This is a genomic window from Brachybacterium sp. B718/18, assembly GCF_055454375.1.
This window is the reverse complement of the sequence record NZ_JBVDDO010000004.1, coordinates 113,358-135,238: the sequence shown is the minus strand read 5'-3', so window position 1 is coordinate 135,238 and position 21,881 is coordinate 113,358. Positions and strand designations below refer to the sequence as shown.

Annotated in this window: 21 protein-coding genes and 1 pseudogene; 12 read left to right on the top strand and 10 right to left on the bottom strand. The window is 72.3% G+C overall.

Annotated elements, in window-relative coordinates; translation table 11 throughout:
- Nucleotides 1-13 precede the first annotated feature (13 nt).
- Together ACZCAH_RS08380 and ACZCAH_RS08375 are read left to right on the top strand one after the other, a co-directional pair.
- The gene (locus ACZCAH_RS08380) at nucleotides 14-934 is read left to right on the top strand and encodes a class I SAM-dependent methyltransferase (protein ID WP_464340622.1); all 921 of its coding nucleotides are present in this window, start codon (nucleotides 14-16) and stop codon (nucleotides 932-934) included.
- 23 nt (nucleotides 935-957) lie between these two features.
- Nucleotides 958-1,776 carry a phosphotransferase gene (locus ACZCAH_RS08375; protein WP_464340621.1) on the top strand — a complete coding sequence of 273 codons (819 nt, stop codon included), beginning with the start codon at nucleotides 958-960 and terminating at the stop codon, nucleotides 1,774-1,776.
- Nucleotides 1,777-1,788: 12 nt separating this feature from the next.
- Here the strand turns inward: ACZCAH_RS08375 and ACZCAH_RS08370 are convergent.
- Both ACZCAH_RS08370 and ACZCAH_RS08365 read right to left on the bottom strand, forming a co-directional pair.
- A pseudogene (locus ACZCAH_RS08370) lies at nucleotides 1,789-2,136 on the bottom strand (heavy metal translocating P-type ATPase); the annotation flags it as partial.
- A 401-nt stretch (nucleotides 2,137-2,537) separates the two neighbouring features.
- Nucleotides 2,538-3,362 carry a sugar phosphate isomerase/epimerase family protein gene (locus ACZCAH_RS08365; RefSeq protein WP_464340620.1) on the bottom strand — a complete coding sequence of 275 codons (825 nt, stop codon included), beginning with the start codon at nucleotides 3,360-3,362 and terminating at the stop codon, nucleotides 2,538-2,540.
- Between the two features lie 175 nt (nucleotides 3,363-3,537).
- Here ACZCAH_RS08365 and ACZCAH_RS08360 point away from each other — a divergent pair, with 175 nt between their 5' ends.
- The 3 genes from ACZCAH_RS08360 (at nucleotide 3,538) to ACZCAH_RS08350 (ending at nucleotide 6,060) form a co-directional block, all read left to right on the top strand.
- Entirely contained in the window at nucleotides 3,538-4,176 is a 639-nt protein-coding gene (locus ACZCAH_RS08360) for a hypothetical protein (RefSeq protein ID WP_464340619.1), read from the top strand.
- A gap of 157 nt (nucleotides 4,177-4,333) precedes the next feature.
- Nucleotides 4,334-4,930, top strand: coding sequence for a CueP family metal-binding protein (locus ACZCAH_RS08355; protein ID WP_464340618.1), 597 nt, complete (start codon nucleotides 4,334-4,336; stop codon nucleotides 4,928-4,930).
- A gap of 167 nt (nucleotides 4,931-5,097) precedes the next feature.
- On the top strand, nucleotides 5,098-6,060 hold the full coding sequence (locus tag ACZCAH_RS08350; protein ID WP_464340617.1) for an aldo/keto reductase: 963 nt from the start codon (nucleotides 5,098-5,100) through the stop codon (nucleotides 6,058-6,060).
- Between the two features lie 7 nt (nucleotides 6,061-6,067).
- Here the strand turns inward: ACZCAH_RS08350 and ACZCAH_RS08345 are convergent, their stop codons facing one another.
- Nucleotides 6,068-6,478: a VOC family protein gene (locus ACZCAH_RS08345; RefSeq protein WP_464340616.1), complete on the bottom strand. Its 411-nt coding sequence runs from the start codon at nucleotides 6,476-6,478 to the stop codon at nucleotides 6,068-6,070.
- Between the two features lie 149 nt (nucleotides 6,479-6,627).
- Between ACZCAH_RS08345 and ACZCAH_RS08340 the strand changes: the two genes are divergently transcribed.
- Nucleotides 6,628-7,020, top strand: a complete 393-nt coding sequence (locus tag ACZCAH_RS08340; RefSeq protein WP_464340615.1) for a YciI family protein — start codon at nucleotides 6,628-6,630, stop codon at nucleotides 7,018-7,020.
- Nucleotides 7,021-7,042: 22 nt separating this feature from the next.
- On the top strand, nucleotides 7,043-8,275 hold the full coding sequence (locus ACZCAH_RS08335) for an RNA polymerase sigma factor (RefSeq protein ID WP_464340614.1): 1,233 nt from the start codon (nucleotides 7,043-7,045) through the stop codon (nucleotides 8,273-8,275).
- 16 nt (nucleotides 8,276-8,291) lie between these two features.
- On the opposite strand, the gene ACZCAH_RS08330 is transcribed toward ACZCAH_RS08335, so the two are convergent.
- The 4 genes from ACZCAH_RS08330 to ACZCAH_RS08315 form a co-directional block, all read right to left on the bottom strand.
- Nucleotides 8,292-10,865, bottom strand: a complete 2,574-nt coding sequence (locus ACZCAH_RS08330; RefSeq protein WP_464340613.1) for a family 78 glycoside hydrolase catalytic domain — start codon at nucleotides 10,863-10,865, stop codon at nucleotides 8,292-8,294.
- Between the two features lie 957 nt (nucleotides 10,866-11,822).
- Nucleotides 11,823-12,290 carry a hypothetical protein gene (locus ACZCAH_RS08325; RefSeq protein WP_464340612.1) on the bottom strand — a complete coding sequence of 156 codons (468 nt, stop codon included), beginning with the start codon at nucleotides 12,288-12,290 and terminating at the stop codon, nucleotides 11,823-11,825.
- 13 nt (nucleotides 12,291-12,303) lie between these two features.
- Nucleotides 12,304-13,227 carry a DUF4240 domain-containing protein gene (locus ACZCAH_RS08320; protein WP_464340611.1) on the bottom strand — a complete coding sequence of 308 codons (924 nt, stop codon included), beginning with the start codon at nucleotides 13,225-13,227 and terminating at the stop codon, nucleotides 12,304-12,306.
- A gap of 20 nt (nucleotides 13,228-13,247) precedes the next feature.
- Nucleotides 13,248-14,780, bottom strand: coding sequence for a GIY-YIG nuclease family protein (locus ACZCAH_RS08315; protein ID WP_464340610.1), 1,533 nt, complete (start codon nucleotides 14,778-14,780; stop codon nucleotides 13,248-13,250).
- On the opposite strand from ACZCAH_RS08315, the gene ACZCAH_RS08310 reads away from it, so the two are divergent.
- From ACZCAH_RS08310 to ACZCAH_RS08300, 3 genes are read left to right on the top strand one after another with little or no spacing between them, the layout of a single operon-like run.
- Nucleotides 14,779-15,201: a VOC family protein gene (locus ACZCAH_RS08310; protein ID WP_464340609.1), complete on the top strand. Its 423-nt coding sequence runs from the start codon at nucleotides 14,779-14,781 to the stop codon at nucleotides 15,199-15,201. The two genes, ACZCAH_RS08315 and ACZCAH_RS08310, sit on opposite strands and share 2 nt — an antisense overlap.
- Before the next feature lie 4 nt (nucleotides 15,202-15,205).
- A complete protein-coding gene (locus ACZCAH_RS08305) occupies nucleotides 15,206-15,559 on the top strand; it encodes a TraR/DksA family transcriptional regulator (RefSeq protein WP_464340608.1) in 354 nt (117 codons plus the stop codon).
- Nucleotides 15,556-16,464, top strand: coding sequence for an aminoglycoside phosphotransferase family protein (locus ACZCAH_RS08300; protein WP_464340607.1), 909 nt, complete (start codon nucleotides 15,556-15,558; stop codon nucleotides 16,462-16,464). Before ACZCAH_RS08305 ends, ACZCAH_RS08300 begins: the two co-directional genes overlap by 4 nt.
- On the opposite strand, the gene ACZCAH_RS08295 is transcribed toward ACZCAH_RS08300, so the two are convergent.
- Genes ACZCAH_RS08295 through ACZCAH_RS08285 form a run of 3 tightly spaced genes read right to left on the bottom strand, consistent with a single transcriptional unit; the run spans nucleotide 16,415 to nucleotide 19,652 of the window.
- A complete protein-coding gene (locus tag ACZCAH_RS08295) occupies nucleotides 16,415-17,701 on the bottom strand; it encodes an MFS transporter (protein ID WP_464340606.1) in 1,287 nt (428 codons plus the stop codon). The two genes, ACZCAH_RS08300 and ACZCAH_RS08295, sit on opposite strands and share 50 nt — an antisense overlap.
- Nucleotides 17,702-17,721: 20 nt before the next feature.
- Nucleotides 17,722-18,363, bottom strand: a complete 642-nt coding sequence (locus tag ACZCAH_RS08290) for an NADPH-dependent F420 reductase (protein ID WP_464340605.1) — start codon at nucleotides 18,361-18,363, stop codon at nucleotides 17,722-17,724.
- A gap of 41 nt (nucleotides 18,364-18,404) precedes the next feature.
- Nucleotides 18,405-19,652, bottom strand: a complete 1,248-nt coding sequence (locus ACZCAH_RS08285; RefSeq protein ID WP_464340604.1) for an ATP-binding protein — start codon at nucleotides 19,650-19,652, stop codon at nucleotides 18,405-18,407.
- Nucleotides 19,653-19,771: 119 nt separating this feature from the next.
- On the opposite strand from ACZCAH_RS08285, the gene larC reads away from it, so the two are divergent.
- A complete protein-coding gene (gene larC, locus ACZCAH_RS08280) occupies nucleotides 19,772-21,349 on the top strand; it encodes a nickel pincer cofactor biosynthesis protein LarC (RefSeq protein ID WP_464340603.1) in 1,578 nt (525 codons plus the stop codon).
- A gap of 114 nt (nucleotides 21,350-21,463) precedes the next feature.
- Nucleotides 21,464-21,859 carry a cupin domain-containing protein gene (locus ACZCAH_RS08275; protein ID WP_464340602.1) on the top strand — a complete coding sequence of 132 codons (396 nt, stop codon included), beginning with the start codon at nucleotides 21,464-21,466 and terminating at the stop codon, nucleotides 21,857-21,859.
- The last annotated feature ends 22 nt before the right edge of the window (nucleotides 21,860-21,881 follow it).

The window sequence follows — 21,881 nt, the reverse complement described above, 5'->3', positions numbered from 1 at the left end:
GAAGGATGGCCGCATGAGCGAGACTCCGGCAGGCCGCACCATCCACCAGCACCCGCTCGCCTATCTGCTCGGGCTCGAGGGCGTCGCCCTGATGCGCGCCTTCGCCGGGGAGCACGACCGCGCCTTCACCGAGGCCCGCCTCGCCGAGGTGCGGGCCCTCCTGGACCGCGCCGAGGAGCTCGGAGACGGGGTCGACGTCGCGCCGCTGTCGGTGAGCGACGGCTACGACGGCTGGGCAGCGACCTATGACGGCGAGGACAACGGCTGCTTCCCGATGCGGGACGACCTGCTCGCCCCGCTGTTCGACGACCTCCCCCCGGGCCCCGTGCTCGACGCCGCCTGCGGGACCGGGGCGGTCTCCGCCCAGCTGGTCGCGCGCGGCCACGAGGTGATCGGCCTCGACCTCTCCGAGGGCATGCTCTCCCGTGCCCGCACCGCCGTGCCGGAGGCCCGCTTCGAGCACGGGGACGTCACCGCCATGCCGCTGGCCGACGGCGAGGTCCGGCACGTCGTGTGCAGCCTCGCACTCACCCACCTCCCGGACCTGGCCCCGTTCTTCGCCGAGGCGGCACGGGTGATGCGCCCGGGCGGGCGGCTGATCGTCCTGGACACCCGCACCCACTTCCTCGGCTCTCCCCGGTACCCGCTGGTCAAGACCGCTCCCGACGGTCGTATCGGCTACGTCGAGGGGCACAGCCACGGCCTCGGCGACTACCTCCGCGCGGCGCTCCCGCAGGGCTTCGTGGTGCGGGAGTGCCTCGAGAGCCGCCATGGCGAGCGCAGCGTCGACCCCGCCCAGGAGGCCGGCCCGCTCACCCCGGGCCCGCCGAACATCTGGGAGCTCCACCCGTGGGCGCGGGAGGCGACCGATGCGGCGAAGGCCGGGCAGCCCGGCGTGGTCTGCTGGGTGTTCGAGCAGCGCCCCGACGTCTGATCCGCGCGCCGTAGCCTTCCGCCATGGACGACCCCCGCGTGCCGACCGCCCTCGCACTGCTGGCCGAGCTCGGCCTGCCCGCCGAGGAGGCGGTGGTGCTGCACGCCTCGAACACGCTCACGCTGCGCCTGCGCCCCGCCGACGTCGTCGCCCGCATCGCGCCGCGCGATCGCGCCGGGGACCTCGCTGTCGAGCTCGAGCGGGCCGCAGCGCTCCTCGCCGTCGGCGCGCCCGTCGGCGCTCCCGACCCGCGCCTCGCGCAGACCGTCCACGTGCGCGGCGAGCACGCGATCACGCTGTGGCAGCACCTCCCCGCCCGCGACCGCGCGGCACTGCCGCCCGCGGAGTACGCGGCCTCGCTCGCGGCGCTGCACGCCGGGATGCGGACCCTCGACGTGCCCGTCGCCCCGCTCGCCGAGCGGACGGAGCATGCCCTCGACCTGCTGCGGGACCCCGCCTGCACTCCCGCGCTCGCTCCCGCGAACCGGACGCTGCTGCACGAGACCCTCGCCCGGCTCACCGACCGCGCCGCGACCGGCGGCCCGCAGCAGATCCTGCACGGCGAGCCGCATCCCGGGAACCTGCTGGACACCCCGGCCGGGCCGCGGTTCATCGACCTGGAGACCTTCTGCCGCGGGCCGGTCGAGTTCGACCTCGCCCACGCCCCCGCCGAGGTCGCCGCGCACTACCCGGGCCACGACCCCGAGCTGCTCGAGGACTGCCGCACCCTCTCGCTCGCCCTCGCGACGACCTGGCGCTGGGACCGGGAGGACACCTTCCCGGACGGCCGCGCGATCGGTGAGGCGTGGCTTCACGAGGTCCGCGCCCGCGTCGGGGGCTGAGCGGCCGCGGGCTCAGCTCCGGGCGGCGACCGTCTCGGAGCGCAGGTCCAGGCGGCGCAGGAGCTGCGCGTTCAGCGCCACCACCACGGTCGAGGCGCTCATCAGCAGTGCGCCGACGCTCATGGGCAGGACGAACCCGATCAGTGCGAGGACCCCGGCCGCGAGCGGGACGGAGATCAGGTTGTACCCGTCGGCCCACCAGAGGTTCTGCCGCATCTTCCGGTACGCGGCGCGGGACAGCTCGATCGCCGAGAGCACCGAGCGCGAGTCCGAGGAGGCGAGCACGACCCCGGCGGAGCCGATCGCGACGGCGGTGCCGGCGCCGATCGCGAGGCCGACGTCGGCCTGCGCGAGGGCGGGCCGCCCGCCCCAGACGTACATGACGGTGCCGAGCAGCGGCGCGGCCCAGGAGAGACCCGGCACGTCCGGGATCGAGTAGCCGATCGGGTCCGCGAACATCGGCGAGAGGCCGACGACGGGGACCGCGAGGACGAGCATGATCCAGAACAGCCGCCGGAACTGCGCGACGTGGTCGCCGTGCCCGCCATGCCCGCCGTGTCCACCGTGCATGTCGTGGCCGTCGTGACCGGCATGCCCGTCGTGACCACCGGGCGCGTGCTGGTGGTGGCCGTCGTGGCCGGGCTCTCCGTGCGCCGGTGTCGTCTCTATCCCACGAGACTATACCCCTAGGGGGTATTAATCCAGGGGTCCGGACCTTTCTGTCCCGGCCCCCGCACCGGGCTCCGCAGCGCCCGCCCTGCTCAGCCCGCGACCTCCGTCACCAGGGTGCTGAGCTGTTCGAGCCGGCCCCACTCGTCGTCGTCCGCCCCGGCGTAGACCAGCGAGAGCCGCCCGGCGTAGCCCGCCTCCTGGAGGACGCTCAGGGAGCGCGTGAGGTCCTCGGCGTCGAGCGACCCGTCGGCGTTCTCCCGCGCCTTGACCTGCGAGCATTCCGCGATCCCGGCGACCTGGGCGATCTGCTCGTACTTGTCGGCGCCGGTCCAGTTGCCGGTGTCGACGAGCAGTCCCACCTCGCCCTCGCACAGCTCGAGCAGGCGGCGGGTGGTGGCCGCGTCGATCAGCAGCGCCTTCCAGTTCTCGGTGAGGATGCGGAGGTCGGGGTGCTCGGCGGCGAGAGCGCGCAGCCCGCTCGCGCTCCGGACGAGGACCTCCTCGCTCGGCGCCCGGTCCCCCGCGGGCACGCGGACCCGGGAGATGCGGAGCTGTTCGGCGACGTCGAGCCACCCGGAGAGCCAGCGCTGATGCTCGGCGCCGTGCTCGGGGTGGGTCATGTCCCCGTCGTCGACGAGGAGGACCTCGAGATCCACACCCGCCTCGTCGAAGGCGGCGCGGAGCTCGGCCAGGTAGGGCGACTCGGTGGTGGGGAGGTAGAAGTGGCACAGCTGGGCGCTGGCGAACCCGTGCGCGGCGAGCTGCGCGGGGAGTTCGAGCAGGGGCAGTCCCGTGGTGGAGCGGTTCTCGGGCATCCCGCCCGAGGGCATGCTCCCGGGGGCGACGAACCGGCCCAGGGTGCGGAACAGGGACCAGGTGTGCAGGGCCTTCGTGGGGTCGAGGGCAGTGGTCATGGGGCGTCTCCCGGACGTCAGGGCGACGGCCGCGGTGGCCCGTCGCACGGGTGTACGACGGTACACGCGACAGTGCGCCGCGTCACTCGCCGCCCGACGGTGCAGAGGTGGTGAAGGCCCTGGCGGATGCGCGGCAGTTCCTGCAGGGTGAGGCCTTGAGGGGAAGGAGCGCCCCATGCGCCCGAGACGGAGTCGTCGACTGGACCTGCAGGATCTTCCGCGCGCGCTGGCGGCGGCGCTCGAGGGGGCGCTGCGCGGCGAGGAGGTGCTGCTCGCGCGCGGCGCCGTGGTGCTGGGAACCCTTTCCATCGCGCCCGCGCGGCATGCCGGCGGCGTGCTGGAAGGTGCCCTGATCACCCCGGACCGCGCGGAGCCGGAGCCTGCTCCGATCCCCTCGGGAGCCCTCGTGGTCGCGACCGCCATGGAGCTCTCCGCCGGGGCGCGGAGCCGCCTCGCCGAGGAGTTCGGGGAGGGCTTCGTGGTGCTCGACCTGCACGAGGCGCCGCCGACGGCCGACGTGCTGCTGGTCCCGCCGATCAGCCCGCAGCTGCTCGCGGCGCTCCGATCCCAGTTCCCCCGCGCCCGGATGCTGATCGCTGAGATCGAGGACGAGGACCTCGGGGTGCACTACGCGGGTCCGGTCACCCGGATGCTGGAGGCGGGTGCCGCGGGCTACCTGCCCGCCGGTCCGCTTCCGGACGTCGCCCGTTCGGTGCGGGAGCACCTGGACCGGCAGACCGCTCCGGCGCTCGGCCCCGGGGGGACGGGGCGCGGTGATCGCCCGGGCGGCGCGCTCCCCCCGGCCTCCCGCTGAGCCCGACGCCGCGGCGCCCGATGCGCACGTCCCGGCGTCGCGGGAGGCGCCGCCCCGCACGCGGACTCCCCGCCGCGGGGCCGATGGTCCCGTGCACGGGGATACCGGTGAGGGGTACGGTGGGCGCGGTCTCGTCGTCCCCCCGGAGGAAAACCCCATGCCGCTGATCCTGCCGCGCCGCGCCCTGCTCGTCACCACGAGCCTGACCGCACTCGCCCTGGCAGGCTGCTCCTCCCCGTCGACGGTCGGCACCGAGCCGACCGACGACGCCGCCTCGGCCCTCCTCGCCCGCCACGATCTGCCGACCAGCGACGCCCGCGCCGTGATCGATGCGCTCGAAGCGCTGCCGCTCGAGGAGAAGCCCTCGGGGCTGCTCGCCTCCATCGGCACCGAGGAGCTGACCCTGGCCGAGGAGGACGGTCGCGAGGCCACGCTGCCGCTCCCCGCCGAGCAGGTGTATCTCGCCGTCGCGCCCTACGTGGAGTCCACCCATGAGTGCTTCCTGCACTCCCTGACCACCTGCACCGGCGAGCTCGCGGGGCAGGAGGTGCAGGTGCGGGTCTCTGACGGCGGCGCGCGGCCGCTGATCGACGAGGCGCGGACCACCGCCGCGAACGGCTTCCTCGGCCTGTGGCTGCCTCGCGACCGGACCCTCACCCTCACTCTCGGCACCGAGGCCGGGGAGGTCTCGGCGACCCATCGCACCGTCTCCTCCGCCGCGACCTGCCTGACCACGATGCAGCTGCCGGGCTGATCGACCACGCGGGAGCGGGCCCGGCCGCCGTGCCGCTCGACGCCCGTCGGCCCCGTGGTCTCCCGCCGTGGAAGCCCCTGGCCACCACGTGGGAACGGGCGTAGTCTCCGCCGCGGCGGACCCCGCTCGCGATGCCGCGACGCCGCCTCCCCCGAGGAGTGATCAGGATGCAGTACGCCCAGCTCGGCCGCACCGGCGCCACCGTCTCCCGTCTGGTGCTCGGCACGATGAACTTCGGCCCGCACACCACCGAGGAGGACTCCTTCGCGATCATGGACCGCGCCGTCGACGAGGGCGTGACCTTCTTCGACACCGCCAACGTCTACGGCGGGACGGAGCATCGGGGGCACACCGAGGAGATCCTCGGCCGCTGGCTCGCCCGCTCCGGGCGCCGCGACGAGATCGTGCTCGCCACCAAGGTGTATGGCGAGATGGGGCCGGGGAAGAACGACCGCGGCCTGTCGGCGCTGAACATCCGCCGCGCGGTGGACGCGTCGCTGCGCCGGCTGCAGACGGACCACATCGACCTCTACCAGATGCACCACGTGGACCGCTCGACCCCGTGGGAGGAGATCTGGCAGGCGATGGACCTGCTGGTCGCGCAGGGGAAGATCAGCTACGTCGGCTCCTCGAACTTCGCCGGCTGGCACCTCGCCCAGGCGAACGAGGCCGCCGCCCGCCGCGGCTCGCTGGGTCTGGTCTCCGAGCAGTCCCTGTACAACCTGCTGTCGCGATCCATCGAGCTCGAGGTGCTGCCCGCCGCGCAGCACTACGGCCTCGGCGTGATCCCCTGGTCGCCGCTCGCGGGCGGCAAGCTCGGCGGTCGCCGCCCCGACGGGGTGCGTCGCAAGGACGCCGACCGCCGCCACGACCCCGCGGACCTCACCGAGCAGCTCGAGCGCTGGGAGACGTTCTGCGCGGACCGCGATCTCGCCCCCGGCCAGGTCGCCCTCGCCTGGCTGCTGCACCAGCCGGGCGTGCTCGGCCCGATCATCGGCCCCCGCACGATGGAGCAGCTCGACTCCGCGATCGGCGCCTTCGACATCGCGCTGACCGACGAGGACCTCGCCGCGCTCGACGAGATCTTCCCCGGCCCCGGCGGTCCCGCCCCGGAGGCCTACGCCTGGTGACCCGGGCTCAGCCGACCAGCAGGCAGAACGGGTGGCCCTCGGGGTCGGCGAGGACGTAGAGCGGCTCGTCGGCGTCGGCCGTGCGGTCCAGGAGCACGCGGGCGCCGAGCGCCTCGGCCCGTTCGCGCTGCCGCTCGAGCTCGGCGGCGTCGGGGATGCGGAAGTCCAGGTGCAGCTGCATGGGCACCTCCTCACTGGGCCAGGTCGAGGGCCGCAGGTCGCGCTTGCCCTGGATCGTCAGGACCCGTCGCTCGCCCGCGTCCAGGAGCACGAGCCAGTCGGCGTCGTCGACCTCGGGCGGGGCCGGGGGCTCATCGCCCGGCCGGTAGTGCAGGCCCAGCAGCTCGCGGTAGAACTCCGCGAGAGCCCGCGGGTCCCGGGCGTCGATCGCGGTGTGCAGCAGTTCGGGAAACGTCATCGTGGCCTCCTCCCTCGCGGCGTACCCTCGGGCACGTCCGCCGCTTCATCGTGCCCGTCCGGACCGTCGATGTCGAGATCCGAGACGCGGCATCGACCACTCGTCGAGGGCATCCGCCCCCGACCGACCGACCCAGCGAGGAGCTCCCGATGAAGTACGTGATCCTGATCCACTCCAACCCCCAGCCCTGGGGCCATCCCACCCCGGACTACCTGCCGGAGGAGCAGGCCCGGCCCGCGGCGGAGCGGGAGGCCGACTCCCGGTCCTTCGACGCGGCGTTCGGAGAGGTCCTCGAGCGCGGCGAGCTCGTCCACGCCGAGGCGCTCGCCGCCCCCACGGGCTCGCGGCTGTTCCGCTGGGAGGGCGACCGACGGATCGTCGTCGACGGCCCCTATGCCGAGGGCCGCGAGCACCTCGCCGGGTTCTTCATCGTCGACACCGAGACACCGGAGCGGGCGGCGGAGATCGCCGGCCTGTTCGGCGCCCGGGGGGAGACGGTGGAGCTGCGACCGGTGATGAGCGAGGCTCCCGACGAGTCCTGATCCCGCCTCGGACCTGGAGGACGTGTGGCGCCGCGAGGCGCCGCACGTCCTCGCCGCGCTGCTGCGCCGGCACGGGGACCTCGCGGACTGCGAGGACGCCGTGCAGCTGGCGCTGCTGGCCGCCGCCGAGCAGTGGCCGCGAGACGGCCTGCCCGACTCGCCCCGCGCCTGGCTGCGGGCGGTCGCCTCACGGCGCCTGATCGACGGGATCCGCGCGGACGTCGCGCGGCGCACCCGCGAGGAGCGGGCCGCCCGGCTCGAGGAGCCCCTGCGCGGGGACCCCGGCGACCCGACCGGGCACGCGCACGGGGCATCGGGCGACGGCGAGGATCTCCTCCCCCTGCTCCTGCTCTGCGCCCACCCCTCCCTGACTCCGGCCTCCCAGACGGCGCTGATGCTGCGGGCGGTCGGCGGGCTGCGCACCGCCGAGCTGGCGGCGTGCTTCTTCGTGCCGGAGTCGACGATGGCGCAGCGGATCTCCCGGGCGAAGGCCCGCCTGCGCGCCGACGGGGCCCGGCTCCCCGCGCCCACCGGTGAGGATCTGCCCCTCCGGCTGCACGCCGTCCGACATGCCGTCTCCGCGCTCTACGCCCAGGACCACTCCCTGGCCGAGCGCGGGCGGGGCACCGACCGGCTGCTCGGTGACGCCGCCGTCCGGGTGGCGCGCGCGGTGCTCGCGGCCCGGCCGGCGGACCCCGAGAGTGCCGGTCTCCTGGCGCTGCTGCTGCTCACCCATGCCCGGGCGCCCGCTCGCCTGGATGCCGACGGGGAGATCGTGCCGCTCCTCGTCCAGGACAGATCGCGGTGGGACCACGCCCTGGTGCGGGAGGGGATCTCCCTGGTGGAGCGGACCCTGCCGGTGGGCCCGGTGGGGCCGTTCCAGCTCCAGGCGGCGATCGCCGCGGTCCACGCCGAGGCGGCGACGAGCGACGCCACCGACTGGCCGCAGATCCTGGTGCTCTACCGCATGCTGGTGGATCTCGAGCCGACCCCGGCCGTGCTGCTGGGGCTCGCGGTGGCGACCGCCGAGGTGGAGGGGCCGCAGGCGGGGCTGGAGCTGCTCGCGACATGCCCGCCGCTCTCCCATCGCCATGAGGCGGTGACCGGGCACCTCCTCGCCCGGCTGGGGCGGGAGGAGGAGGCGCGGGCCGCCTTCCTGCGTGCCGCCGAGCGCACCCGGAGCCCGTCCGAGCAGCGCTATCTGCGCCGGCTGGCGTCGGCGGCAGCGGTTCCGGAGCCGGACGACGCCCCCTGACCGTCTCCCGGCGCGGTCAGGGCAGGTGCAGCACCGTCCCCCCCGGGCCGACCTCCCGCTCCACACCCTCCCACCGCACCACGGCGGAGACGTTCGCGGGCACGTCCACTTCGAGCTCGCGCCCCGCCGCGTCGTAGCGCACGCGCACGTCCCCGCGGATCGTGGGCACCGTGCCCTCCATCCAAGCCAGCGGTCCGGGCTGCGGGGCGATCTCGAGCCGCGCCGCGCCGGGGGCGACGATGCGCACGCCCAGCACCCAGCGGGCGAGGACGTTGACGGGCGCGGTGCCCCAGGCGTGGGAGTAGGTCATGTTGGGCTTGAGGGAGGGGTCCCAGGCCTCGGGCACGATCGTGGCGCCGAGGTCGTCGATCCCGTGCAGCCAGCCGCGCTCCCCGCGGGAGGTGAGCAGGGCGAGGGCCTCGTCGGCCCGTCCCAGGGAGAAGAGGGCGTCGAGCAGGAACTGGGCGCCGTAGATGCTCATGCGCATCCCGCCGGCGGTGAGGTGCTCGGCGAGCGCGTCGCGGTGCGCGGCCGGTGACTGGCCGAGGGCGACGGGGATGGCGCTCGAATGCTGGGCGGCGTGCTCGACGGCGCTCCCGTCGGCGCGGAGCCCGTCGCGGAGCACCCCGTCGGCCCGCACCAGCAGGTGCTCCATCGCCGCACGCATGCCCGCCGCCCGCTCCGCGTGGTGCGCGGCCTCGCGGGGCCTGCCGAGCGCCCGGCAGATCCGGGCGAGGGCATCGTGCGCGGCGGCCTGGAAGGCGTTCAGGACGGTGCTGACCTCGGTGATCTCCACGTCATCGCGGCAGGTCACGGGCCAGTCCACGAGGACGGCGTCCCAGCCGCTGGAGCTGCCGGGCTCGAGGTGCACGAGGCCGTCCGCGCCGAGGAACCGGTCGTAGCCGGCGGCGCGCCAGAGGTCGAGGTCGGTGCGCAGCTGGGCGTCGTCGCCGGTGGCGAGGTAGTCCTCCCAGGCCAGGAGGACGGGCATGAGGTGGTACTCGGCGGGCCAGGTGGGCCGACGGGTTAGGTACCGGGTGCTCGCACGGGCAAGCGCATAGCTCCGCTCGCACGCATACTGGGAGAGCTGGTTGACGTAGGCGTCGCCCTCGTAGGGCAGGCGCTCCCGGGCGGGGGTGTCGAGGTAGAGGTCCAGCGTGGTGGCCTCGATGGAGTAGCGGCACAGCTCATGCACCCGGTCGAGGTCCGGATCCGAGGAGGCGAAGGCCCCCGTGTGGGCGGTGCCGGAGGTGAGGAGGGTGGGCGTGACCTCGAGGTCCGAGACCGTGCCGGAGAGCAGGTGGAGATCGGCGTAGCGGAAGGCGCGGTAGCCCCATTGCTCGACCTCCTGCTCCCCCGCGCGCAGCGTCCACGTCTCCTCGTACACGTTCCCGGTGGGCATGGCGGAGAGGACGCGGCCGTGCTCGTCCCGCTGCTCGCCGAGGTGGACGGCGATCCGGGCGCCGTCGCTCGCGCGGCAGCGGAGGCGCAGGCCGCCGACGATCTCCCGGCCCAGGTCGATCCGCCAGGTCGCGGCAGGGGCCACGGCGGGGCCGACGGCCGCAGGGCCGACGGGAGCCGGTTCCGGCGGATCCGGTGCGCCGGCCGCGGGACCGACAGGGTCATCGCCGACGGGCTCCGGTCGGAGGGTCGCCCCGGTCTCCTGGCGCAGGGAGACCGTGGCGGGCACGGGCTCTGCGGGCAGCGGCGGCGCGGCGCTCGCCGGCGCCCAGCCGCTGTCGTCGACGCCGGGGAGGGTCCAGCCGGCCGGCTCCTCCCGCAGGTCCCAGTCCTCGGCGGGGGCGTGGTACCAGAAGCCGCCGATGCTGCGGGTGCCGGGCAGCAGGCGGTCGCCGGGGAGGGCGCGCCAGGTCTCCGGGGCGGTCACGTGCTCGAGCCGGGTGCCGTCGGCGAGGACGACGACGAGGCGCACGGCGACCTGCCGCCCCTCCTGCGCCCAGGCGAGCACGGAGAGGGCGTTCGCGCCCGGACGCAGCAGGTCCGCGACGTGGTGGGTGTGGAGCGAGGGCCGGCCATCGGCGCTGCGGGCGCTGCTGAACCCGGCGACCTGCCCGTTCACCCAGATCTTGGCGACATGCTGGCGTCCGCCGCGCGGCCCGGCGGCACCGGCCGGTGCGCCCTCCGGGGAGAGGCCGACGCTCTCGAGGAAGGCGGCGCGGATCGGGACGTCCGGCAGGGTGAGCTCGCTGCGGAGCAGGGCCCAGTCCGCCTCGCCCGCCCAGATCGGGCGGGCGGGCCAGCGGTCCGGGGCGGTGGTGAACAGGGCGGGTGCGGACCAGTCGCCTGGCTCGGAGGTCGCGACCTGCACCCGCCACCAGTACGGGGTGGAGGGGATGAGCGGCAGGTCCTCGACGAGCACGCCGGTCGAGTCCGGGGAGTCGACGGTGCCCGAGTCCCAGAGGATCTGCGCGGAGGCGGGGTCCTCGGCGATCTGCAGCCGGTAGGAGCGCTGCCGCGCGTCCCCCAGCGGGGGCACGATCCAGGAGAGCCGCAGCGCGGCGGGGTCGACGCCGGCGGCGCGCTCCTGCAGGTCCAGCAGGAGGCCCGTCGGGCGCTGGTCGGGGTCCATCGGTGCGGCTCCTTCGCTGACCACGGGACGACCGGGCCAGGCTACCGGCGGCGGCCCTGCGAGAGGACCGCCGCGGTTGAGCCGAGAGGTTCGGGTCTCGTCAGAGTTGAGCGTGGGCAAGTCTCCAGCGCGGGGCAGCTGGAAACCGACAATGAGGTCCTTGACGCAAGATGCTTGCCATCAACAGAAAACTCGAAACGTCTCCCCTCACACAGCCCTGAAGAGCCGCATTTCGGTCTCCGTGCGTAGAGGCCGAGAAAATTGCGCGCCCGTCTGCATGACCGCAAACAAATAAGACATCCAGAAGACCACTCGAGTGAAAAACGGGCTCAGTCGGAGCCTTCGTCCACCTCGACGATGACACCACTCATGGGTATCTCAATCCCGATATACGCATCATGCCCATCCTCCCCCTCGCGTTACACATAAGCCTGATGAGAAGTCATGTGATAGCCATCAATGCGGCCGGCAAGGAGAGGGAGCAGCCAGGTGGACAGAGTTTCAGCGGTAACTTCCGGCTCGACCCCGTCGGCGGTTCCGCTGTCCGCCTCAAATCTTGCATGAATTGCTACCCCAAGGGAACTTTCGTCGGACTGACAGATCAGGCCCTCGGGGCCCCCTCCGTCATCGTCAATCCCGTCATCGTCACTCACTGCTAGAGCAGCTTCGTATGCAGCGCTCTCGATCCTGCCGATGACCTCTGCGACTCGCTCGACGTCAGCGGGATCAGCCAGCTCTGCCAGTGCCCCATGGAGCTCCTCGAGCCTTTCGTGAATGTCTAACAAGTCGGCCATAAGTCTCTCAATACTCACGAAACCTCGAAATTCTTCCTCTGTAGTCAATTACAAGGAACTCCTCCATGCGCGCTTTTGCAGGATTCTGAATCTTCGTAGTTCAGTTGCACTGGCAGCTGCTCGCGAAAAATCCAGCTCGCAGGACAGGAGTCGTCCGAGCACTTCACCGCGGCAGATCTACACCATTTGGCCACCTGAAGTGGCCCGCGAGATGGATAAGGATCCGCCCGGAGGGGCCAATATACAGTGATACTTCTGAGGACTTCTTCGAAGTATCATTTTCATAGTCGACCTCCATGAATTGAAGTGTTTCGTCACCGGAAAGCCAGCGCTGAACCGACAGTCGCAACTCCGTGCCACGCACATCAAACTCAACGAAGTCGGGGTTGACGTAGACCTCCGCTCCCGCCCGAACGCAGTTCTTTGCATCCTCCAGAGTAAGGCCGGATTCTTTCAGCTTTAGGAGCTCGCCGTCGAGATGGCGAAGAAGTCCATGGTCTTCCCCACCGAATGAACCTCGGGCTATCGCGGCGTGAGTAGACTCCAAGGGCCGATCCTGCTCAAAAAGCTCGACCGTGACGGCGAACGGTTCTGACCGCTCCCGCGCGCGTCGGGTTCGTCTTCTCGCCATCCCGCCTCCATAATCAGGAACCTCGAAGAAGAGATATGAGGCCGAGTTCTCGCTCCTGGCCTGCGAAGTACACCTCAAGTGCATCGAAGATAACCGAGGCCCCGAACCTTTCGAACTCGGGCGAGTTCGACTCGGGGAGGTCTCGTCGGTCTATCCAAAGTGCTACGCCGGGCCACAGGTCGAACGGTCCGTTGCGCGAGCAGATCGGCCTGACCTCCGGGCCGCTCGAATGGTCGCCAATCGTGATATTTATATTCAGAACGAGCCCGGGAATGCTCCGGAAGTCGATCCCTGATCGCAACTTAGAGCACGCTTTGACTGCCGGTTCTTGAAACGCATATCGCACGAACTTGGTGCCAAATTCAGGGAAAACAGTGAAATCGCCGTCATCGTATCTCAGAATCTCGATCGCGGGGAGCTTTGAGTCTTGGACATCGACCATGATCCACCCGAAGGTGTCCACCGGGAAATCCCCCTCGAGTTCCTTCGGGGGGATCGGGTAGCGCTCATGGAATACCTCTGCCGAAGAGATGATCGTCCCATGACGATGACCTGCCTCTCGCGTCGAAGAGATCCGATCCTCGATCACCCCTGAAGCAATACGGAGCAGATCTTCATCTTCGAGCCATTGGCCACGCCGGAGCAAACTTGAGTCCAGCAACACCGCCTCGAACACTTCCCGTCCCCGCGAAACTACGCCGGCAAGCAGATACTCTAGCCCGTCATCGGAAATCAGCCCCTCGACCTCAGGGTTTTTCCGAAGATCCTCCAGGGGGCGACAAGTGCCCAGTTCCGATATTCGTTCTTGCAGCTGGGTATCAAAATCAACGATCGACTCGCTTGAGAGATTCTCCAAATACTTCACGAGCCCCTCCGCGCTCACCTTCTCCCCGTCGCTAGCATTCGCAATTACATTCCAGAAGTCGTTCTCATTCATTCTCTCCGCCTCTCATGGGGCTAGCGGCACTTCCGGTGACGGCAGGGCTTGATAAGGTTATCCATTTTTCCCTTCCCGACGCGGCCGCGCCAGTACCAGTACGTATCGTTCTCCTGCTGTCGCAGCGATTTTGTTCCGGAATTCTCCACAAAAGTAATTCGGGAGATTCCGCCATGCTTGTCCAACTTCCCCCTGCTCTGGTGCTCTCCGATCCGCCGGTACATATTATTACTGCGCCCCACATACTTGTGGCCGCTTTTGTAATGAATAACGTAGACCCCGGATTGCTTTGGGATATCGAAGGCTTTGTTAGCTCGCGCAGAAGACCCCCTCCCATAGAGGGGTACTTTCGCTTCTGCCGCCCCTCCGCTACGCCCTCTGACCCCTGCGGGATCGCCGCCGAACTTGAATGTCTTACATGTTTTGCATTTTCCGGTGATGTCGTGAGAATTGACGGGGTCGGTCGAGTAATTGTACGCGGTCGCGTTTCCGCCGGGGACAGGATCGACGCTCGTGAACGCGCCGGTCGCCCGATTGTAGAACCGGACGCCCATCAGGGTGAGCCCGGCGGTCTCGGCCGTCGTGGAGCGCTCCTTGGCGCCGAGCCAGCCGTAGCCCGCCTTCGTGCCCACGCTCGCGGTCTGGGCGGGATCGATGGGCGTGCCGTACTCGGTGTAGCTCGACCAGCCGGCGATAGCGGTCGCGGCCGTCGCTGCGGGAGTGCCGGCGGGGATAGGGACCGTGGTGACGACGTCTCCATGGATGTTCGCCACCACGAGGGAGACCCCGCCGTCCGTCGCGATGCTGGCACCCAGGTCACCGCTGATGGAGCTGGTGTACCGGAGCGTCTCGGTGGACCCGTCGGGCTTCTTCGTCTCGATCCAGGAGGGATTGTCCGAGGAGTCGGTGTAATGCCGGGTCGTGGTCGTCACCGCTCCCGACGTCGTGCTGGACTGGACCAGGCGCCGCTTCGCGACATCCAGGGAGAACGTCGTCGTGGTCCCGCCCACGGCGACCTTCTGCGGCAGGTCGTTGTCGAAGTACCCCAGCTGCACGTCCCCTCCGCCGGGGTTCGGAGCGTGGGCTGCAGGGAGCGTCGTCTGCCGACCCAGCAGGTCATACACGTACCCACCGGTCAGCCGATCCGCACTGTCGTACGTCAGCGTCTGATCGACACCCGAGACAGCGGTCCCCGTGGGAGTGCCGTCGGCCCGGATCGTCTCCTTCACGCTCTTGCGGGCTCCGTTGGTGGTGAAGGTGTAGTCCCGCACCGTGTAGGGGCTGACGTCGCTGCCCTGCACCGGGGTGCCGGTGAGATCCTCGACCTTCACCAGGTTCCCCGACGTGTCGTAGCTGTAGCGATGATCGACGGAACGATCACGATCCCCCTGGCTCCCCTCCCGAAGGACACCACCAGACGGCAACCGACTCCGCGGTCGCCTCCACCACCTGGCCATCGCCCACGGGCGTTCCACCCGTCGCACCCCGCGTCTACGCTCGCCGTGAGCGCCTGGCACCGAGCCGGCGCCGATGCCGAGGAGGACGTCCGCCATGCCCGCTGCACTCCACCCGTACCTGAACTTCGACGGCAACGCCCGCGAGGCGTTCGAGTTCTACGGCGAGGCCCTCGGGGCCACGCCCCAGTTCGCGACCTTCGGCGAGTTCCAGGCCGTCCCGGCCGACGATCCCGCGGCGGACAAGATCATGCACGGCTCCCTCGAGGTCACCGAGTTGATCCGCCTGTACGTCTCGGACGTCGTGGAGGGCATGGGCGAGCACAAGCCCGGCACCAACGTCACCCTCTCCCTCATGGGCGACGACGAAGCGGTGCTGCGCAGCGCCTACGAGAAGCTCTCCGTCGGCGGCGAGATCACCATGCCGCTCGAGAAGCAGATGTGGGGCGATACGTACGGCTCCTTCACCGACCGTTTCGGGATCGTGTGGCAGGTCAACATCTCCGGCGCCGAGAGCTGATCCTATGACCGGCCGGCCCGATCGCGACGCGCTCTCGGAGCTGCTGGCGCAGGAGCGTCAGCGCACGCAGGAGCGCGTCGCGTCACTGCGTCGGGACTACCGCTCGATCGTCGACGGCATGGAGCTGACCTCGACGGACGACGAGCACGATCCCGAGGGGGCGACCACCGCCGTGGAGCGCTCCCGGTTGGAGGCCCTGCTGGACGCGGCCGAGCGGCACCTGCTGGAGCTCGACGCCGCCGACGAGCGCCTGGCGGACGGCACCTATGGTCGGTGCGTCTCCTGCGGCACCGAGATCCCGCTGGCTCGGCTGCGGATCCGTCCGGCCGCGTCGACCTGCGTGGACTGCGCGGGGTGAGCCGCTCGGCGGCCTCGCACGTGATCACGGTCCCCGACACCTTCGGTGAGATGCCCCGCTGGTGGCACGACGCCGAGGGCCGCGTCTGGCTGGACCGGCTGCCCGCGCTGGTCCGCGCGCAGTGCGAGCAGTGGGGGCTGCGGTCCGACGGGACCGTCCGCCACGGATCGAACGCGCTGGTGGTGCCGGTGCGGCAGGGGGATCGAGCGGCGGTCCTGCGCCTCTCCCCGCCCGGGGACGACCTCGCCCCGGAGATCGCCGCGCTCCGCCACTGGGACGGGCGCAGGGTGGTGGAGCTGCTGCAGGCCGACGAGCAGGCAGGCGCGCTGCTGCTCGAGCGGCTGGACGCCGAGCGCTCGCTCACCGGGCTCCCTCCGCTCGAGGCCGCCGCGGTGCTGGGCCGGATCGTCCGCGATCTCGCGATCCCGGCGCCGGAGTCGGTTACCTCAACGCGGGACGTGGCCGCAAAGGAGGCCGACGGCTTCGCCCGCCGCTGGTCCGCGCTCGGCGAGCCCGTCCCGCGAGCCCTGCTGGACGCAGCGACCGCGGCCGCCCGTCGGCTCACCGCCCGGGACCCAGGCTCCCGCGCCGTCGACGGGGACCTGCACCACGAGCAGGTGCTCGCCGGGGGCCGGCGGGAGTGGACGGTGGTGGACCCCGTGCTGCTGCGCGGCGATCCGGAGTACGACCTGGGCCGGGTGCTGTGGTCCCGGCTCGACGAGCTGTCGGCGGACGCTGACGTCCACGCCGCGATGAGCGCCTTCGTCGACGCGGCGCAGGTTCCGCCGGACCGAGCCCGCGACTGGGTGCTGGTCCGCGCGATGTCCTACCTGCTGTGGGGCCTCGGGCAGGGCCTCACGATCGATCCGCCGCGCTGCCGTCGGCTGCTGGAGCTGCTGTGCTGAGCACCGAGGCTGGGTCCGAAGCCTCGCGCTGCCCCGGAGCGGGATCCTCGGACGTCGGCCGACGCACCCCGGTCGCCGGGGTGAGCACCACCGCCACGAGCACCACCGCGAGCGGGGCGACGAGGGCGTGGCGCAGACCGATCTCCTCGCCGAGCAGGCCCAGCGTGGGCGGCCCGACGAGGAAGGCGAGATAGCCGATCACGGAGGCGAGGGCCACGCGGGCGGCCGACTCCGGGCCGGAGTCCCCGGCGGCCGAGAGCGCGAGCGGGAAGCCGAGCGAGGCGCCGAGCCCCCACAGCACGACGGCGGCGACGGCCACGGCCTGGCTGTCCACGACGGCGATCAGGGCGAGGCCCGCCGCGGCGAAGAGGGCGCTGACCAGGAGCACGCGGGAGCGCCCCACGCGCTCCACGATCGGTCCGCCGCTGAAGCGGCCCACGGTCATCGACGCGGCGAACAGCGCGAACACGAGGGAGCCCAGGGTGGCGTCGACGCCGTGCCCGTCGACCATGATCAGCGGGAGCCAGTCGTTGGCGGTGCCCTCGGCGAGCGCCATGGCGAGCACCACCCCACCGATGAGCAGCAGGCGGGTGTGCTTCCAGATCGCGGGGCGCGGCACGTCGGCCTGCGGGGCGCGATCCGCGGCGGTGACCAGCCCGGTGCCGGCCGGGATCGCGCGCACCGCCCACAGCAGCAGTCCCGCCCCGATCATCGCCGTGAGCACGAGATGCGGCACCACGGGGAAGCCCGCCGCGTTGGCGAGGATCCCCAGCAGCGCGCCGATCACGGTGCCCAGGCTGAAGCAGCCGTGGAGGGCCGGCAGGAAAGAGCGCCCGCCCAGCCGTTCCACGTCGGCGCCCTCGACGTTCATGGCGACCTCGCCGCCGCCCATCCCACCGCCGAACAGCGCCAGCCCGGCGGCGGTCAGCAGCGGCTGGCCGGTCCAGGCGCCGAGCGCGATCGTGGGCAGGGCGAGCACCACCAGCGTGGATCCGAGCACCACCACCGGGCGGGTGCCCAGCCGCATCACGAGCGGACCCGAGGAGAGGATGCCGATCATCGAGCCGACGGACAGCCCGAACAGCACCAGCCCCATCTGAGCGGTGGACGCCTCGAGCAGGTCGCGCACCGCGGGGGTGCGGGTGACCCACGCGGACATGCTCAGCCCGGGCAGCAGGAACAGGGCGTAGAGCGCGAAGCGGCGTCGGCGCAGGGACGGCGGGGGCGAGGAGGTCACGCGGACGATCGTACGCAAGCTCAGGGCAGGCGGTTCGCGCGGTCCAGGTTCGCGCGCAGCTCCTCGGCGGTCTGCCGCACCACGTAGGCCGGCCGGTCGCGCTCGACGCGCCAGGACTCCGCGAGCGGGCCGACGTCGACCGCGTCGAAGCCCAGCTGGTCGTACAGCCGGGTCACGAACTCGGTCGCCTCGGGGTGGTCGCTCGAGACGGCGAGGGCGCGGCGTCCCGGGGTGCCGGCGGGGGCGGTGTCGGTGGTGATCTCGGCGGCGGCGATGTGGTTGAAGGCCTTGACCACCTTCGAGGTGGGAAGGTGGTCCTGCAGCAGCTGCGAGGTGGTGTTCTCCCCCGCGTCAAGGGCGGGGATGCGCCCGTCGCGCTCCCAGTAGTAGTTGTTGGTGTCCAGCACGATCTTCCCGGCGAGCGGCTCGACGGGGATCTGATCGATCGCGCGCAGCGGCACGGTCACGACGACGACCTCGCCGGCCTCCCCGGCCTCGGCGGCGGTCGCGGCGCGCGCCTGCGGACCCAGCTCGGCGACGAGCTCGGCCAGCGTTTCCGGCCCGCGCGAGTTCGCGATGACGACCTGATGGCCCGCCGCGATGACGGCCCGGGCGACCTGGCCGCCGATGTGTCCTGCCCCGATGATTCCCAATGTGGTCATGCGGGGCTCAACTCCGCGGGATGGGGTTCTGTTCCCGCGGGTCAGTCGGTGTGCCGCACGGGCCGCGTGACCTGGGCGGGCGCGGCGGGGCGACGGGTGGATCCGGTCTCGCGCACCCGCTCGAGCGCCTCCCGCAGGTAGGGCAGGGCGAGCTCGACGCGGCCGTGCCCGGCGGCCTGCAGCAGCTCCTCGCCGATCAGCCGGGCGCGGTGCACCCCCGCCGCCCGGGTGTCGAGGCCCAGGCGGGCGGCGATGTCGCCGACGGCGCTCGGGCCCTCGTCCTCGAGCATCGCCTGGAGGTAGTCCATGCGCCGCCCGGTGACGTCCCGGAGAGCGGGTCCGTGGACGTTCACGACCATCGCGTCGATCGTGGCCGCGCGCGCGGCGTCGACGTCCTCGATCTCGATCGTCGACGCATCGCCCGCCCGGGCCCAGGCCTCCGCGCCGATCACCTGGATGAGATACGGGTAGCCGTGGCTGATCTCGCCGGCCCGCACCGCGGCCTCGGGGGTGATGGAGCGGGAGGTGTCGGCGACGGTCTGGCGGATCACCTCGGCGGCGGTGCCGACGTCCACCGAGCTGACGTCGATCCGGTGGGCGCGGCGCAGGAAGGTGGTGCCCGGGTGGGCGAGCAGCTCGTCGACGCCGGTGCGGATCCCCGCGGCGAGGAAGCCCGCGCCGTGGCCCGACCCGATGAGGTCCTGCAGGTGCTGGGTGACCTCGCGCAGCTGGGCATGGTCCGCGGACTGCACCTCGTCGACGCTCACCAGCAGGCCCCCGCCGTCCCGGGTGACGAGGGCGGCGAGCCGCTCGAGGAGGCGGCCCAGCGGCACCTTCTCCCCGGCGTAGCGGTCGACGAACTCGACATCCGCCCCGGCGCGCACCCCGAACGCCCCGCCCTCGGCGGAGGTGGCGCGCATCCGCTCCGCCTCCGGGTCGACCTCGCGCAGCAGGTCCACGGCGCCGCCCCGCAGCTCCTCGACCATCGAGGCCGAGGAGGTGTGCAGCACCAGCGTGCGCCAGCCGGCGCGTGCGGCCACCTCGCGCAGCTGCCCGAGCAGCACCGTCTTGCCGACGCCGCGCGCGCCGGCGATCAGCACGGACCGCTCGCCGGCGCCGCGCCGGCCGGCGAGCGCGGCCGCGAAGTCCTCGACGGGGGTGCCCTGCAGGGCGAGGACGCGCGGTACGAGGCCGAAGCCGGGGGTGAAGGGGTTCCGCTCGGCGCCGCCCGGGGCGGCGGGGCTCGACGGCCCGGTCTGCGGACGGTCTCCGCGGGAGCTGCGGGGCATCGGGCCTCCTGAGTGTGTGGGCCAGGCGGGGATGGGGCGGGCGCGGCTCGAGCCTACCGAGGCGGGGCAACGCGCGGCCCGCTCTCGAGGGCCGATGCGCGGCGCTCTACGATCGGGGGATGACCGCCGACGCGCCCGCCGCCCCTCGCTCCGCCTACATCGACGCGACCGCCGGGATCGCCGGGGACATGCTGCTCGCGGCCCTCGTGGACGCGGGCGCTGATCTCGACGGAGTGCAGCGCGTGCTTGATGCGCTGGTGCCGGACTCGGTGCGCTTCGTGCGCCGGAGGGTGGACCGCGGCGGGCAGAGCGCGGCCAAGGTCGACGTGGAGGTGCTGGTCGAGGATCCCCCGCACCGCACCTGGGCCTCGATCCGGGCCCTGCTCGAGGGGGCCCGCGGCCGCGACGACGTTCCCGCCCGCACCATCGAGCTGTCCCTCGCGGTGTTCGGGCGACTCGCCGACGCCGAGGGCGCGACCCACGGCGTCCCCGCAGACGCGGTCCACTTCCACGAAGTGGGGGCGCTGGACTCGCTCGCGGATGTGATCGGGGCGTGCGAGGCGTGGCGGCAGCTGGGCATCGAGGACGGCACCGGCAGCGTGCTCGCCGTCGGCAGCGGCCGGATCCGCGCCGCGCACGGCGACATCCCCGTGCCGGTGCCCGCGGTGGCGCGGCTCGCGCTCGGCTGGCCGACGGTCGCCGGCGAGATCCTCCCCTCACGGGGCCACAGCCACAGTCACGGGCACTCGCACGAGGACGGCCACTCCCACGATCACGGCCATAGCCACGGCCACGGGCACGCGGACGGGAGCGGCCACTCCCACGAACACCCTCACGACTACAGCCACGACCATTCCCATCCCGCCGTGGACGTCCCCGACTCGGACGCCGCAGTGGCCGCGCACGAGCACCCGGCGTCCGCCGAGGAGGCGACCCTTCCCGCGCACATGGCCGGCGGCCCGCACGAGCACGGCGGGCGGCGGGTCCCCGCGGGCGTCGCCCCCGGCATCGGCGAGCTCGCGACCCCCACGGGCGTGGCCCTGCTGCGCGGGCTCGCGAGCACCGCGGGCCCGCAGCCGGCGATGACCGTGCTCGCCCTCGGGGTGGGCGCGGGCACGAAGGACACCCCCGGTCGGCCGAACGTGGTGCGGGTCCTCGTCGGCACCGCCGGTGCGGCGAGCCCCGTCGCCTCCTCGAGCCCCGCCGCGGTCTCGGGCTCGGTCGCCGCGGCGGACGCCCACGACACCCCCACCGCCGCCGTGCAGCTCGAGGCGAACGTCGACGACCTCGACCCGCGGCTGTGGCCCGGCGTGATCGAGGACCTGCTCGCAGGCGGCGCGCTCGACGCCTGGCTCACGCCGATCGTCATGAAGCACGGCCGGCCCGCGGTGACCGTCCACGCGCTGGTCCGCGAGGAGGCGGTCGAGGCGGCATCGGCCCTGCTCATGGACCGGACCGGGAGCCTCGGCGTGCGCCGGCACCGTGTCGAGCGGACCATCCGCACGCGCTCCTTCGAGAGCATCGAGGTCGACGGGCACCGGATCGCGGTGAAGGTCGCCCGCGACGCCGACGGGACCGTCGTGCGGCGCGAACCGGAGTTCCGGGACGTGGCCGCCGCCGCGGCGGCCGCCGGGGTGAGCGAGCGCGAGATGCTGGCCCGCGCCCGGGCGGCGGCGGAGCGCCTCACCGACGGCTGACCGCTGACCGGGCGAGCCCGCCACCACCTCCCCGTCGGACCTCGCCGATCCGCTGACGGGACGCGTCGCGCGGCCCATACTGGAGCGAGACGACGTCGCTGCGAGGAGGACCCCATGCCCGCCCTGTCCGAGGCGATCACCCTGGCCATCGCGGAGGCCCGGAAGGCCCCCAACGGCCGTCACGCCGAGATCCTGATCCACGACGGCCCGCTGCGGCAGACCGTCATCGCGCTGCGCCAGGGCGTCTCCCTCGGCGAGCACAACTCCCCGCCCGCCGCCTCGATCCAGGTGATCCGCGGGAAGGTGCGCATCACGGGCGAGGACCCGGTCGTCATCGAGACGGGGCACGTCGAGGCCCTCACCCATCACCGGCACGGGGTGGAGGCGCTCGACGATTCCGTCTTCCTGCTGACCACGGTCACTTCGGTGCCGGGCACCGACAGCCACGGCGGGCCCGGCACACGCACCGGCGAGATGATGCCGGTGGCCGTCGACCACGTGGACGACTGACCACCGGCCTCCCCGTCGGCCG